15 protein-coding genes are annotated in these 12,841 nt (G+C 67.1%); 8 read left to right on the top strand and 7 right to left on the bottom strand.

Annotated elements, in window-relative coordinates:
• Positions 1 to 65 precede the first annotated feature (65 nt).
• Complete coding sequence (gene dksA, locus BLR51_RS13805; protein WP_089847927.1) at positions 66 to 488, bottom strand: RNA polymerase-binding protein DksA; 423 nt, start codon at positions 486 to 488, stop codon at positions 66 to 68.
• A gap of 284 nt (positions 489 to 772) precedes the next feature.
• Here dksA and BLR51_RS13810 point away from each other — a divergent pair, with 284 nt between their 5' ends.
• Both BLR51_RS13810 and BLR51_RS13815 read left to right on the top strand, forming a co-directional pair.
• Positions 773 to 1,612 (top strand): AAA family ATPase, encoded by an 840-nt coding sequence (locus BLR51_RS13810; RefSeq protein WP_089847929.1) that lies wholly within the window; start codon positions 773 to 775, stop codon positions 1,610 to 1,612.
• Between the two features lie 319 nt (positions 1,613 to 1,931).
• The gene (locus BLR51_RS13815) at positions 1,932 to 3,431 is read left to right on the top strand and encodes a DEAD/DEAH box helicase (protein ID WP_089847931.1); all 1,500 of its coding nucleotides are present in this window, start codon (positions 1,932 to 1,934) and stop codon (positions 3,429 to 3,431) included.
• A gap of 119 nt (positions 3,432 to 3,550) precedes the next feature.
• Here the strand turns inward: BLR51_RS13815 and BLR51_RS13820 are convergent, their stop codons facing one another.
• The 3 genes from BLR51_RS13820 to BLR51_RS13830 all read right to left on the bottom strand — a co-directional run bounded on the left by BLR51_RS13820 (position 3,551) and on the right by BLR51_RS13830 (position 4,811).
• Positions 3,551 to 3,976, bottom strand: coding sequence for an OsmC family protein (locus BLR51_RS13820; RefSeq protein WP_089847933.1), 426 nt, complete (start codon positions 3,974 to 3,976; stop codon positions 3,551 to 3,553).
• Between the two features lie 81 nt (positions 3,977 to 4,057).
• A complete protein-coding gene (locus BLR51_RS13825) occupies positions 4,058 to 4,345 on the bottom strand; it encodes an Rdx family protein (protein ID WP_089847935.1) in 288 nt (95 codons plus the stop codon).
• Between the two features lie 10 nt (positions 4,346 to 4,355).
• Positions 4,356 to 4,811: an Lrp/AsnC family transcriptional regulator gene (locus BLR51_RS13830; RefSeq protein WP_089847937.1), complete on the bottom strand. Its 456-nt coding sequence runs from the start codon at positions 4,809 to 4,811 to the stop codon at positions 4,356 to 4,358.
• Positions 4,812 to 4,964: 153 nt separating this feature from the next.
• Between BLR51_RS13830 and BLR51_RS13835 the strand changes: the two genes are divergently transcribed.
• The 5 genes from BLR51_RS13835 to BLR51_RS13855 all read left to right on the top strand — a co-directional run bounded on the left by BLR51_RS13835 (position 4,965) and on the right by BLR51_RS13855 (position 9,098).
• Complete coding sequence (locus tag BLR51_RS13835; protein ID WP_089847939.1) at positions 4,965 to 5,264, top strand: DUF2849 domain-containing protein; 300 nt, start codon at positions 4,965 to 4,967, stop codon at positions 5,262 to 5,264.
• A 55-nt stretch (positions 5,265 to 5,319) separates the two neighbouring features.
• The gene (locus BLR51_RS13840; protein WP_089847941.1) at positions 5,320 to 6,990 is read left to right on the top strand and encodes a nitrite/sulfite reductase; all 1,671 of its coding nucleotides are present in this window, start codon (positions 5,320 to 5,322) and stop codon (positions 6,988 to 6,990) included.
• Between the two features lie 4 nt (positions 6,991 to 6,994).
• Complete coding sequence (locus tag BLR51_RS13845) at positions 6,995 to 7,786, top strand: phosphoadenylyl-sulfate reductase (protein ID WP_089847942.1); 792 nt, start codon at positions 6,995 to 6,997, stop codon at positions 7,784 to 7,786.
• The gene (locus tag BLR51_RS13850) at positions 7,783 to 8,166 is read left to right on the top strand and encodes a DUF934 domain-containing protein (protein ID WP_089847944.1); all 384 of its coding nucleotides are present in this window, start codon (positions 7,783 to 7,785) and stop codon (positions 8,164 to 8,166) included. Before BLR51_RS13845 ends, BLR51_RS13850 begins: the two co-directional genes overlap by 4 nt.
• A 68-nt stretch (positions 8,167 to 8,234) precedes the next feature.
• Positions 8,235 to 9,098, top strand: a complete 864-nt coding sequence (locus BLR51_RS13855; RefSeq protein ID WP_089847946.1) for a ferredoxin--NADP reductase — start codon at positions 8,235 to 8,237, stop codon at positions 9,096 to 9,098.
• Between the two features lie 66 nt (positions 9,099 to 9,164).
• Here the strand turns inward: BLR51_RS13855 and BLR51_RS13860 are convergent, their stop codons facing one another.
• On the bottom strand, positions 9,165 to 9,920 hold the full coding sequence (locus tag BLR51_RS13860) for a hypothetical protein (RefSeq protein ID WP_089847948.1): 756 nt from the start codon (positions 9,918 to 9,920) through the stop codon (positions 9,165 to 9,167).
• Between the two features lie 118 nt (positions 9,921 to 10,038).
• Between BLR51_RS13860 and infC the strand changes: the two genes are divergently transcribed.
• Entirely contained in the window at positions 10,039 to 10,695 is a 657-nt protein-coding gene (gene infC / locus BLR51_RS13865; RefSeq protein WP_311135837.1) for a translation initiation factor IF-3, read from the top strand.
• Between the two features lie 150 nt (positions 10,696 to 10,845).
• Here infC and BLR51_RS13870 read toward each other — a convergent pair whose 3' ends face one another.
• Positions 10,846 to 11,841: a molybdopterin-binding protein gene (locus BLR51_RS13870; RefSeq protein WP_089847950.1), complete on the bottom strand. Its 996-nt coding sequence runs from the start codon at positions 11,839 to 11,841 to the stop codon at positions 10,846 to 10,848.
• Positions 11,838 to 12,806 (bottom strand): XdhC family protein, encoded by a 969-nt coding sequence (locus BLR51_RS13875; protein WP_089847953.1) that lies wholly within the window; start codon positions 12,804 to 12,806, stop codon positions 11,838 to 11,840. Before BLR51_RS13875 ends, BLR51_RS13870 begins: the two co-directional genes overlap by 4 nt.
• Positions 12,807 to 12,841: the final 35 nt, after the last annotated feature.

The following is a 12,841-nucleotide window of genomic DNA, read 5'->3' on the forward strand; positions in this document are numbered from 1 at the left end:
CTTGCCGCCCCGGCGCCCGTCTTGTCCTGCCGATACCGGGATCGCGCCCCGGCAGCGGCGGCGGATCAGTCGTCGCGATGCACCTTCTCGCGGCGTTCGTGCCGTTCCTGTGCCTCAAGGCTCATGGTGGCGATGGGGCGCGCGTCCAGCCGTTTGAGGCTGATGGGCTCGCCCGTCACCTCGCAATAGCCGTATTCCCCGTTCTCGATCCGGCGCAGCGCCGAGTCGATCTTCGACACCAGCTTGCGCTGGCGGTCCCGCGTGCGCAGTTCGATGGCACGGTCGGTCTCCTCGCTGGCGCGGTCGGTCACGTCGGGAATGTTGCGGGTGCTGTCCTGCAATGCCTCGATGGTGTCGCGGCTTTCGGCAAGAATATCGTTCTTCCAGGCAACCAGCTTGCGGCGGAAATATTCCAGCTGCCGGTCATTCATGAAAGGCTCGTCTTCGGCCGGACGATATTCGTCTGGCAGAAAGGATTCGGGCTTCATTTCTGCTCCCTCTTCAAAGCCGGCCTGAGCCTCAGGCTGCGCCTTGCGGTGCCGGCACCCCTTGCGTGGCTGCGTCTACCCCAAGGCCATGGGGTTGTCACTACTGAATAAGCGGGCTTTCGGGGATTTGCCCGGCAGGGTCGCGGCAGCGCCGCGCGCGCGGGCGCAGATCCTGCCCGATAGGGTGACAGCTGCGGCAATCCGGGGCGCGCGCCCTGCCCCGCCGCTTGCAGTGGGGGCGGCGCGCGCTTATCCCCGGAAGGTGACCCTGAACGGAGAGTCCCATGCGCTTTGACGGCACCGAAAGCTATGTCGCCACCGACGATCTGACCATGGCGGTCAATGCCGCCATCACGCTGGAACGGCCGCTGCTGGTCAAGGGCGAACCCGGCACCGGCAAGACCGAGCTGGCCCGGCAGGTGGCCCGGGCGCTGGATCTGCCGATGATCGAATGGAGCGTCAAATCCACCACCCGCGCGCAGCAGGGGCTTTATGAATATGATGCGGTCAGCCGCCTGCGCGACAGCCAGCTGGGCGATCCGCGGGTCAGCGACGTGGGCCATTACATCCGCCGCGGCAAGCTGTGGCAGGCCTTTGACGCGCCGGGCCGGGTGGTGCTGCTGATCGACGAGGTCGACAAGGCCGATATCGAATTCCCCAATGACCTGCTGCAGGAACTCGACCGGATGGAGTTCCATGTCTACGAGACCGGCGAGACGGTGCGCGCCCGCCAGCGCCCCATCGTCATCATCACCTCGAACAACGAAAAGGAACTGCCCGACGCCTTCCTGCGCCGCTGCTTCTTCCATTACATCCGCTTTCCCGAACCCGAGGTGCTGGCCCGCATCATCGAAGTGCACCATCCCGGCATCAAGCCCGCGCTTCTGAGCGCCGCGCTGACGCAGTTCTACGAGCTGCGCGAACAGCCGGGGCTGAAGAAGAAACCCTCCACCTCGGAGGTGCTGGACTGGCTGAAGCTGCTGCTGGCCGAGGATCTGGGCCCCGAGGATCTGCGCCGCGACAGCGCCAGCCTGCTGCCACGGCTGCATGGCGCGCTGCTCAAGACCGAACAGGACGTGCATCTGTTTGAACGGCTGGCCTTCATGGCGCGGCGGCAGCGGTAGCGCGGGCGGCACGCGCGGACCGGGGCGCTGCCCCGGACCCCGGGATATTTGGGGTCAGAAGAAGGGCCAAGTGAGTCGCGGCACCGGTCCGCGCGTGCGGTTGGGGGGCCGGATCTGCCCCGGAAGGCGCCGATTGGCGGGCATTTCGCGGAAAAATCGGCCTGATTTGTGTCCAAATTCCTGTTCAAGTTGACGTTTCATGCCTGTTTCCGTTACAAGCCCGCAACGGCACCGCATTCCGGCGGGCTGTCGGGCCATCCGGGCCCTCCTCACAGATGCGCGGGCCGAGTTTCAGTGTCCGCACCCAAATCGGACACTCATGACCAAATTTTCTGATCTCAACCTCAATCCCAAAGTCCTGCAGGCCATCGAGGATGCGGGATACCAGACGCCGACGCCCATTCAGGCGGGGGCCATTCCGCCCGCGCTGGAAGGCCGCGACGTGCTGGGGATTGCCCAGACCGGCACCGGCAAGACCGCCGGTTTCGTGCTGCCGATGATCACCCTGCTTGCCCGGGGCCGCGCCCGGGCGCGCATGCCGCGCAGCCTCGTGCTGTGCCCGACCCGCGAACTGGCGGCGCAGGTGGCGGAAAACTTCGACACCTATACCAAGCACATGAAGCTGACCAAGGCGCTGCTGATCGGCGGCGTCAGCTTCAAGGAGCAGGACCAGCTGATCGACAAGGGGGTCGACGTGCTGATCGCGACGCCGGGCCGCCTGCTCGATCATTTCGAGCGCGGCAAGCTGCTGCTGACCGGCGTGCAGATCATGGTGGTGGACGAGGCTGACCGGATGCTCGACATGGGGTTCATCCCCGATATCGAACGCATCTTCTCGCTTACGCCCTTTACCCGTCAGACGCTGTTCTTCTCGGCCACCATGGCGCCCGAGATCGAGCGGATCACCAACACCTTCCTGTCCGCCCCGGCGCGGATCGAGGTGGCCCGTCAGGCCAGCGCATCGGAAACGATCACGCAGGGCGCGGTCATGGTCAAGCCGTCGCGACGCGACCGCGAGGCCAGCGAAAAGCGCGCCGTGCTGCGGGCGCTGATCGACAAGGAAGGCGAGGCCTGCTCCAACGCCATCATCTTCTGCAACCGCAAGGTCGATGTGGACATCGTCGCCAAGTCGCTGAAGCAGCATGGCTACAATGCCGAGCCGATCCATGGCGATCTGGACCAGAGCCAGCGCACCCGCACGCTGGACGGGTTCCGCGACGGGTCGATCCGGCTGCTGATCGCGTCGGACGTGGCGGCGCGCGGGCTGGACGTGCCTTCGGTCAGCCATGTGTTCAACTTCGACGTGCCCAGCCATCCGGAGGATTATGTCCACCGCATCGGCCGCACCGGGCGCGCGGGCCGCGATGGCCGCGCCTTCACCATCGTGGTGCCCAAGGATGAGAAAAACCTCGACGCGGTCGAGGCGCTGATCCAGAAACAGATCCCGCGGGTGGACTGCCCCATCGATCTGGGCACACCCGCGGTCGAGGAAGACCGGACCGAAAAGCGGCCCAGCCGGTCGCGCAGCCGCAAGTCCGACAAGCCGGAAAAGGTGGAACAGGTGGAACAGACCGAAGTGGCCGAAGCGCCGGTGGCCCGGGCCGAGCGCCCGGCACGGGACGAACGTCCTGCACGGGACGAACGTCCTGCACGGGAAGAGCGTCCGGCGCGCGAGGAGCGTCCCGCCCGGGAAGAGCGGTCCGCAAACCGCAGCCGTGGCGGCGACCGCCGGTCGGACCGCGACTCGGTGGTGGTGGGCATGGGCGATCACATGCCCGAGTTCATCGCACTGAGCTTTGACGAACGCCGCACCGGCTGATCCCGGCGCCTCCCGCGCCCCCAAACGATCATTAAAAAACGGCGCACCCGCAAGGGCGCGCCGTTCTGCTGTCGGGTGTGCAGGGTCAGGGCGCAGGGCGCCCTAGGCCGAGCCGCGCCTCAGGCGAGCGTCGCCTCCAGCGTGATCTCGGCATTCAGCAGCTTGGAGATCGGGCAGCCATCCTTGGCCATCGCGGTGACCTTGTCGAACACCTCCTGCGAGGCGCCGGGGATGCGCGCCACCAGCTTCAGGTGGCTCTTGGTTACGGCGAACCCGCCATCCTTTTCTTCCAGCGTCACGGTCGCCTCGGTGCTGATGTCTTCAGCCACAAGATCATGTTCGCCCAGTATCTTGCTGAGAGCCATGGAAAAACAGCTGGCATGGGCGGCGCCGATCAGCTCTTCGGGATTGGTGCCCGGCTCGTCGCCAAAACGTTTGTTGAAGCCGTAATTGGCCTTGTCCAGCACGCCGGACTGGGTCGACACGGTGCCCGTGCCGTCCTTGAGGCCACCTTGCCAGTTTGCGGAACCACGCTTGCGGATCATCGGGTCTCTCCTTCTGTCACGTCGCGGCGCCCGCCTGCGCGGGGCCTTCCAAAGGATCAACGCCGCGAGCGGGCAAAGAGTTCAGCTGCGGTCCAGATGACCCAGATCGCGGTCAGGCGCGATGGCGTCGCGCAGCCGCTGTTTCAGCACCCGGGCCTCGGGAAAGCCGCCATCGCGCTTGCGCTCCCACAGCAGATGGCCGTCGACGCGCACCTCGTAGATGCCGCCATGGCCGGGGATCAGCGTGACCCCACCCAGATCCTCGCCAAAGGTCGACAGCAGTTCCTGCGCCATCCAGCCTGCGCGCAGCAGCCAGTTGCAGCCGGTGCAATAGCTGATGCTGACCTGCGGTTTTGCGATCTCGGTCATGGTCTGATCCTCAGAGCGGCAGCGCGGTGGTGTTCTTGATCTCTTCCATGGACAGCAGCGCCGTGACGTTATGCACCTTCACCTCGGAGATCAGCGCCTGATAGAACACGTCATAGGCGCGGGCATTCTTCACCCGCACCTTCAAGATATAGTCGATTTCGCCGGCAAGGCGATGCGCCTCCATCACCTCGGGGCGGTCGCGCAGGGCCGACAGAAAGCGGCGCTGCCAGTCGGCCTCGTGTTCGGAGGTGCGGATCAGCACGAAGAAACAGGCCTCGAAGCCCAGCTTTTCGGGATCGGCGATCACCACCTGCGGCCCGATCACCCCGGCCTCGCGCAGCTTGCGGATCCGGGTCCAGACCGGGGTCTTGGACGACCCCACCGCACGGGCGATCTCGTCCAGCGAACGGCCCGCATCCTGCTGCAGTTCCAGAAGGATTTTCCGGTCCATGGCATCGAATTGCATGACTGTTCCTTCTTCTGCATCGTCGCGGAACACCTGACCGCAGAGGCGCCGGTGCTGCAAACGAATGTCCTTATATCCATCAGCTACTGGCCTGCGGCAAGGACAAAATTCTATATAGAGGAGAACAACGCCACCAGATCAGGAGCGTCCCCGATGCCCAAGCCTTTTGCCCCCAAGGTCGTGACCGCCAATGCGCTGATCGAGGGAGACGTCGTATACCTCGCCGCCGACGATGCCTGGGTGCGGGATCTGGCGCAGGCCGAAATCCTGACCGACGAGGCGGTGGCGCAGGTGCGTCTGCTGGAGGCCAGCGCCCGCGCCCATGAGGCGGTCGGCGTCTATCTGGCCGATGTGGCGCCCGGGACGACAGGTCCGCAGCCCACGCATTTCCGCGAGGATTTCCGCCGCCGCGGCCCCTCCAACTATTACCACGGCAAGCAGGCCAGCCGCTAGGCATCCCCTCACCCGTCCGCCCGCCGACCCGCCAGCCAGCCGCAGGAGACTCCGCATGTATCGCTACACCGACTTTGACACCGCGTTCCTTGCCGAGCGCAACCGCCAGTTCCGCGCGCAGGTGGAACGCCGCATCTCGGGCGCGCTGACCGAAGACGAGTTCAAGCCGCTGCGCCTGATGAACGGGCTTTATCTGCAGCTGCACGCCTACATGCTGCGCGTGGCCATCCCCTATGGGACGCTGTCCTCGGCGCAGATGCGCCAGCTCGCCCTGCTCGCCGAGAAATGGGACAAGGGCTATGGCCATTTCACCACGCGGCAGAACATCCAGTATAACTGGCCGAAGCTGACCGATGTGCCGGACATGCTGGATGCGCTGGCCGAAGTGGGCTTGCACGCGATCCAGACCAGCGGCAACACCATCCGCAACGTGACCGCCGACCATTTCGCCGGGGCCGCCGCCGACGAGGTGGCCGATCCGCGCCCGGTGGCCGAGCTGCTGCGGCAGTGGTCCACCGACCATCCGGAATTCCAGTTCCTGCCGCGCAAGTTCAAGATCGCCGTCACCGGCGCGCCCAATGACCGCGCCGTGATCAAGGCGCATGACATCGGCATCGAAGTGGTGCGGCGCGGCGACGAGATCGGCTATCGCATCCTCGTGGGCGGCGGTCTGGGCCGCACGCCGATGATCGGCAAGGAAATCGCCGCCTTCGTGCCGCAGGCCGACCTGCTGCCCTATGTCGAAGCCGTGGTGTCGGTCTGGAACCTGCTGGGACGGCGCGACAACAAATACAAGGCGCGCATCAAGATCACCGTGCACGAGCATGGCATCGACGAAATCCGTCGTCTGGTCGAGGACCGCTTCGTTGAGACCCGCGCCGCCTTCAACGGCGCCGATCTGGAGATCTTTGACCATATCCGCGCACAGTTCGCCCCGCCCGCCTTCCGCAATGCGCCGGATGACGTCTATGACGCGGCCTATGCCACCGATCCGGTGTTCCGCGCCTGGGCCGATACCAACCTGACCGCGCACAAGGTGCCGGGCTATGCCATCGCGCAGATCTCGCTCAAGGCGCATGGCGAAACCCCGGGCGATGCCAGCGCCGAACAGATGCGCGTGCTTGCCGATCTTGCCGAACGCTTCGGCCATGACGAGCTGCGCATCAGCCACGAACAGAACGTGGTGCTGCCGCATGTCCACAGGTCCGACCTGCCGAAGATGCACAAGATCCTCAAGGCGCATGGGCTTGCCACCGCCAATATCGGGCGTATCTCCGACATCATCGCCTGCCCCGGCATGGATTACTGCGCGCTGGCCACGGCCCGGTCGATCCCCATCGCGCAGAAGATCGCCACCCGCTTTGACGAGCTGAAGACCGAGGCCGATATCGGCGAGCTGAAGATCAAGATCTCGGGCTGCATCAATGCCTGCGGCCACCACCATGTCGGCCATATCGGCATTCTCGGTCTGGATCGCGGCGGGGTGGAAACCTACCAGATCACGCTGGGGGGCGATGCCACGCAGGATGCGGCGCTTGGCGACCGCACCGGCCCCGGCTTTTCCTACGAAGACATCGTGCCCGCGATCGAACGCATCGTCGGCGCCTATCTGGAGCAGCGCGAAAGCCCCGAGGAGACTTTCCTGCAGGCCTATCGCCGTCTTGGCATGGCGCCGTTCAAGGCCGCCCTTTACGACACCGCCGACGCACAGTCAGAGGCGGCCTGAGGCGATGACTCTGCATCTGGCTCCAGACACGCCCCATGGCAGCACCCCTGCCCCGGGCCCCGAGCTTCTGGCGGACCGCCGGGCGCGGGTGGCGGCGCTGAACGCGCGCTATCGCCATCACGGCGCCACGGCGGTGCTGCAGGGCGCGCTCAGCGACCCCGAGGCCGGGAGCATCGCGATGGTGTCGTCCTTTGGCGCGGAATCCGTGGCGCTGCTGCATCTGGTGGCGATGGTCGACCGCAGCACGCCGGTGCTGTTCATCGACACGCGGCTGCTTTTTGCCGAAACGCTGGCCTATCAGCAGGAGGTGGCGGAGCGGCTGCGGCTGTCGGACGTGCGCGTGCTGCGCACCGATGACGCCGCCATGCAGGCGCGCGACCCTTACGGCGCGCTGCGCTTTTCCGACACCGATGCCTGCTGCGCGCTGCGCAAGACGCTGCCGCTGGAACAGGCGCTGGACGGGTTCGACGGCTGGATCACCGGCCGCAAGCGGTTCCAGTCGCGCACCCGCGCGGCGCTGGATTTCTTTGAACTCGAAGAGACCACGGGCCGGATCAAGGTGAACCCGATGGCGCATTGGGCGCCCGAGGACATCGCCGCCTATATGGACGAAAACCGCCTGCCCCGGCATCCGCTGGTGGCGCAGGGCTATCCGTCGATCGGCTGCGCGCCCTGCACCAGCAAGGTGGCCCCGGGCGAGGATCCGCGCGCCGGACGCTGGCGCGGCAAGGACAAGGACGAATGCGGCATCCATTTCGTGAATGGCCGCGCAGTGAAGATGGGAGAAGGCCAATGACCGTCATCGTGACCGACGCAGGATTCGGGCCCGAAACATGGACCCGCGGTTTCGAGGCCGAGGGCGTGCTGGATCTGCCCTCCGACACCGACCCCGCCACGCTGGAGGTGCCCGAGGGCACCGAGATGATCCGCGTGGCCTTCCCGTCCTTCTCTGACGGGCGGGGCTTCACGCTGGCGCGGCTTTTGCGCCTGCGCGGCTATCGCGGGCGGCTGCGGGCTGCCGGTCATGTGATTTCCGACCAGTATGCCATGGCTCGACGCGCGGGCTTTGACGAGGTAGAGATCAGCGACGAGCTTGCCGCCCGCCAGCCTGAAGCCGACTGGGAATTCCGCGCCGACTGGCGGGCCCATGACTATCAGGCCCGCCTGCGCGGCTGATCCCCTTTCGCCTGATCTGCATCAAAGCTAAATCAGAGGTGTCGGTTTATCCCGCCGGCAGGACAGACATGACAGAGATGACCCCCGTGACCAACGCCACCGCCGTAAAGACCGACGCGCCGAAAAAGATGGTGCTGCCGGATGCCCAGACCGTCACCTCCGTCCGGCACTGGACGGACCGGCTGTTTTCCTTCCGCATGACCCGTCCCACCTCCATGCGGTTCCGGTCGGGTGAATTCGTGATGATCGGCCTGATGGGCGATCCCGACCCCAAGACCGGCAAGCAGAAGCCGCTGCTGCGCGCCTATTCCATCGCCTCGCCGTCCTGGGACGAGGAGCTGGAATTCTACTCGATCAAGGTGCAGGACGGCCCGCTGACCTCGCGGCTGCAGCACATCCAGCCCGGCGACGAGATCATCCTGCGGCCCAAGCCGGTGGGCACGCTGGTGCATGACGCGCTGCTGCCCGGCAAGCGGCTGTGGTTCTTCGCCACCGGCACCGGCTTTGCCCCCTTTGCGAGCCTGCTGCGCGAGCCGCAGACTTACGAGGATTACGACGAGATCATCATCACCCATACCTGCCGCGAAGTGGGCGAGCTGGCCTATGGCGCCGAACTGATCGAGGGGCTGAAAAGCGACGAACTGCTGGCCGAGGTGATCGGCGAGGGTTTCTGGAAAAAGATCAAGTATTACCCCACCACCACCCGCGAACAGAGCCCGAAGATGGGCCGCATCACCGATCTGATGCGCACGGGCGAGGCGTTTGCGGATCTGGGCACCGGCCCGCTGGTCCCTGCGACCGACCGCGCGATGATCTGCGGCAATCTGGCGTTCAATCTGGAACTGAAAGAGATGCTGGAAAGCTACGGTCTGGAAGAGGGCGCCAATTCCGACCCCAAGCAGTATGTGGTGGAAAAGGCGTTTCTGGACTGACGCCACGCAACTCCCGAAAAAGAAACGCCGCGCGAGGTGTCGCGCGGCGTCCGTCTGTCCGCTGGCTTACAGCGCCAGTTCGTCGCGCAGCCGCTCCAGCGTCTGGCGCAGCAGTTCGGGGGAATTGCGCACCCGTTCCAGCGTGGCCAGCGTGGTGACCTTGACCGTAGCGTTCAGGTCGGACTGTTCGACATAGTCCACCACCCGGTCATAGTCGAAGCCGTCGACGGTCAGCAGTTCGCGCAGTTCCGCCGCATCGGGCAGATCGGGGCGCGGCGTCTCCTGCAGCGACTGCGACAGCGCAGAGCCCGCATCCCGCGCCGCCTGAAGCGCCCGGTCGGCGGCGCTGTCCGCGGTCTCTGCCGCCTCGCCTGCCATGCCTGCGGCGCCCTCTGCCGCCTCTCCGGCGCCTGCACGGGCGCGGTCTGCGGCGTCGCGCGCCATCTCTGTCGCGACATCGGCCGCGCGGGAGGCGGTATCCGCCGCCTCGCGCGCGGCTTCGGTCAGCGCCACGCCTGCGGCACCTGCCGTCTCACCCGCCTGATCCAGCGCGCGGTCCAGCCCCTCGCGCGCCTCTTCCGCCGCGCGGCGCGCCGTCTCTGCCGCCGTCTCTGCCCGCTCTGCCGCCTCATTGGCGGGGCTCTCCGGGGTGTCCGGCAGCTCTGCCGCATCAGGCGCGGGATCCGCCGGGGCGGGCGCGGTTTCGGTCAGGGCGGGCGGTGTCGCCGGGCTCTGCGGCGCGGGTGTCTCGTCGGGACGCAGCACCAGCACCACCAGCGCCACGGCTGCCAGCCCCCCCACCGCAAGAATCGCCTTGTTCATGGTTCCTGTCTCCTGCTCTGTCATGGCGGACCTTCGGACCCGGCGGCGCTGCGCCACGGCGGATCCGGCCCCTCCGCCTTGCATGTGCGGATGCAGCATCGTCAGGACAAGGGGGAGCGTGGCGCGCTTGGGGCAGTTTGGGCGGCAGTTTGCCCAATTGCCGCTTGAAAGACGCCGGTGCGAAGATTACCTTGCGCCCCTGCGACCACAGACACAAAGGACGAATACCATAGCCCGCAGACCTCACAATGCGCCCCCCACGCGCGATACCGGCCCCCGCGTCAACGAACGTATCCGGGCTCCTGAAATCCGCCTGATCGGCGCCGAAGGCGAAAACCTTGGCGTGTTGCCGCCGCTGCGCGCCATGGAGCTGGCTGAACAGGCCGGACTTGATCTGGTGGAAATCTCTCCGAACGCAACGCCTCCGGTCTGCAAGATCATGGACTTCGGCAAGTTCAAGTATGAACAGCAGAAGCGCGAGAGCGAAGCCCGGAAGAAGCAGAAGATCATCGAGGTCAAGGAAATCAAGTTCCGTCCGGGTACGGACACGCATGACTACGAAGTCAAGATGCGGAACGTGATGAAGTTCCTCGAGAATGGCGACAAGGTGAAGGTCACCCTGCGGTTCCGTGGCCGCGAAATGGCGCACCAGAACCTTGGCCGGGAACTGCTGGAACGCGTGGCGGATGACGTCAAGGAACTGGGCAAGGTCGAAAACATGCCCAAGATGGAAGGCCGCCAGATGGTCATGATGATCGGACCCGTGCTCAAGTAAGATCATTGGCCCTGCCGACATCGACCCGGACCCGCCGCCTTTGTCGGCGGGTTTTTCTTGTCTGCGGTGACGTGCGCGGCCTGCCGGCCCTGCCGGCAGCGGGGGGCGCTGCCCCCCGGCCCCCGGGATACTTTTGCCAAGAAGAAGGGGTCAGCCTTCGCGCGGACGCGGGCGCGAGGGCGGTTCCTTGAGCAGCCCGCCCACGCCCAGCCCCATGATGTCGCGCCCGCTGACCGGCAGCCCGCAGAGCAGCCGGTCCAGCACCCAGTCGGCACCGTTGAGCGCGGGCGAACGCGCGCAGCCCGGCAGGCCGATCACCGGGCGGCCCTGCAGCGCGCCGATGAACAGCAGGTTGCCCGGATCAACCGGCATGCCGAAATGCTGCAGCTCGCCCCCCGCCGCGCGCAGCGCCTCGGGGGCGACATCCTGCGCGTCAGAGGTGGCAGAGCCGGTGAGGATCAGCAGCAGGTCACCGCTGGCCGCGCGCAGCGCCTCGGCAAGCGGGGTCACGCGATGCGGCACGAGGCAGCGCGGCGCCAGCGTGGTGCCGAAGCGGTCAAGCCGGGTCCTGGTGGCGCGGCGGCCCTTTTCGCCCGGATCCGTGCCGACGCTGGTTTCGATCAGCGTGGCATGGCGCAGCCGGGGCGGATGGCGCCGCAGCGCCCCCTGACCCGCTGCGGCGCAGGCCTGCGCCAGCGCGGCCTGCGGCACGGCATAGGAGATGATCTTGACCGTGGCGGCCATGGCGCGGTCGGCCATGCGCTGGAACGGGCGCAGCGTGGCCACGGTGATCATCGGATGCACGGCATTGACGGCGTCGATGCGCGCGGCATCGACCCCCAGCAGCCCCGGCCCGGTGGCGTGCAGGTTGACGCGCCCCGTGGCGGCGGGCCCCAGCCGCAGCCCGGCGGCTTCGGGATCGGGCAGCAGCGCCTCGGCCAGCCGCAGTGCCGCCGCGTCCTCGGGCACATCGTCTGCGTCAAGCCGGGCGGCGATCACCTCGGTCAGGCCCGCCTGCGCCAGCGCCTCCAGATCGGCGGGCTCCAGCAGGCGGCCCTTGCGCAGGCGGCTGCCGCCGGGCAGCTCGACCGAATGGGCCAGCAGCGCGCCGCGGGCCTCGGCCAGCGCGACGGGGCCGAACCTCATGCGCCCTGCCTCAGCACCCGCACCATCTGCGCCAGCACCGACACCGCGATTTCGGCGGGGCTGGCGGCGCCGATATCGAGCCCGACGGGCGCGTGGATGCGGGCGATCTCGGCCTCGGTGAAGCCTTCTGCCGTAAGCCGGGCCACGCGCTTGGCATGGGTGCGGGTCGACCCCAACGCGCCGATATAGAACACCTCGCTGCGCAGGGCGGCTTCCAGCGCCGGATCGTCCAGCTTGGGGTCATGGGTCAGCAGCACCAGCGCCGTGCGCGCATCCAGCCCCAGCTTGGCCAGCGCCTCGTCCGGCCAGTCGTCAAGAATGGTCTCGCCGGGGAAGCGCGCAGAGGAGCCGAAGGCCGCGCGCGGGTCGATCAGCACCGGGTCATAGCCCGCGATCCGCGCCATGGGCACCAGCGCCTGCGCGATATGCACCGCCCCCACCACCAGAAGCCGCAGCGGCGGGTTGTGGATGGCCACAAAGGTGCGGCTCTCCTCCTCGAAGCCCGAGCGGTCCATGCGGAAGCGCGTCTCGTGGCCGCTGTGGTCCAGCCGCCGCGCGCCGCTGTCCAGATCGGCGACATAGGCCACCGCCTGCCGCGCGGCGCGGGCGGCGCAGAGTTCGGCCAGCAGCGGCTCCGGCAGGGCGCTGCCCACCGGCTCGACCAGCACGCGGATGGTGCCGCCGCAGGCCAGACCCACGGCAAAGGCATCCTGATCGGAGACGCCGAATTCCAGTTCGCGCGCCACGCCCGCCTCCAGCGCCTCCAGCGCCTCGACGATCACCGCGCCTTCGACGCAGCCGCCGGAGACCGAGCCTTCGATCGCACCGTCGCCCGCGATGGCCAGCTGCGCGCCGACCCGGCGCGGCGCCGATCCCCATGTCTGCGTCACCGTGGCCAGCGCTGCGCGGCGGCCCGCGCGGTGCCACGCAAGGGCGGTTTCGGGAATGGTGTCAAAATCGGTCATGCGGCGGTCCTCCGCGTTTGGTCGGTAAGGGGGCG

Source organism: Salipiger marinus, assembly GCF_900100085.1.
In the GTDB taxonomy this organism is placed as follows: Bacteria; Pseudomonadota; Alphaproteobacteria; order Rhodobacterales; family Rhodobacteraceae; genus Salipiger; species Salipiger marinus.

Coding starts and splice junctions, on each gene's coding strand:
- BLR51_RS13855 (WP_089847946.1), top strand. CDS start 8,235: ATGACAGAGATGACCCCCGTGACCAACGCCACCGCCGTAAAGACCGAC.
- BLR51_RS13840 (WP_089847941.1), top strand. CDS start 5,320: ATGTATCGCTACACCGACTTTGACACCGCGTTCCTTGCCGAGCGCAAC.
- BLR51_RS13870 (WP_089847950.1), bottom strand. CDS start 11,841: ATGAGGTTCGGCCCCGTCGCGCTGGCCGAGGCCCGCGGCGCGCTGCTG.
- dksA (WP_089847927.1), bottom strand. CDS start 488: ATGAAGCCCGAATCCTTTCTGCCAGACGAATATCGTCCGGCCGAAGAC.
- BLR51_RS13845 (WP_089847942.1), top strand. CDS start 6,995: ATGACTCTGCATCTGGCTCCAGACACGCCCCATGGCAGCACCCCTGCC.
- BLR51_RS13825 (WP_089847935.1), bottom strand. CDS start 4,345: ATGACCGAGATCGCAAAACCGCAGGTCAGCATCAGCTATTGCACCGGC.
- BLR51_RS13850 (WP_089847944.1), top strand. CDS start 7,783: ATGACCGTCATCGTGACCGACGCAGGATTCGGGCCCGAAACATGGACC.
- BLR51_RS13815 (WP_089847931.1), top strand. CDS start 1,932: ATGACCAAATTTTCTGATCTCAACCTCAATCCCAAAGTCCTGCAGGCC.
- BLR51_RS13860 (WP_089847948.1), bottom strand. CDS start 9,920: ATGAACAAGGCGATTCTTGCGGTGGGGGGGCTGGCAGCCGTGGCGCTG.
- BLR51_RS13820 (WP_089847933.1), bottom strand. CDS start 3,976: ATGATCCGCAAGCGTGGTTCCGCAAACTGGCAAGGTGGCCTCAAGGAC.
- BLR51_RS13835 (WP_089847939.1), top strand. CDS start 4,965: ATGCCCAAGCCTTTTGCCCCCAAGGTCGTGACCGCCAATGCGCTGATC.
- BLR51_RS13830 (WP_089847937.1), bottom strand. CDS start 4,811: ATGCAATTCGATGCCATGGACCGGAAAATCCTTCTGGAACTGCAGCAG.
- BLR51_RS13810 (WP_089847929.1), top strand. CDS start 773: ATGCGCTTTGACGGCACCGAAAGCTATGTCGCCACCGACGATCTGACC.
- BLR51_RS13875 (WP_089847953.1), bottom strand. CDS start 12,806: ATGACCGATTTTGACACCATTCCCGAAACCGCCCTTGCGTGGCACCGC.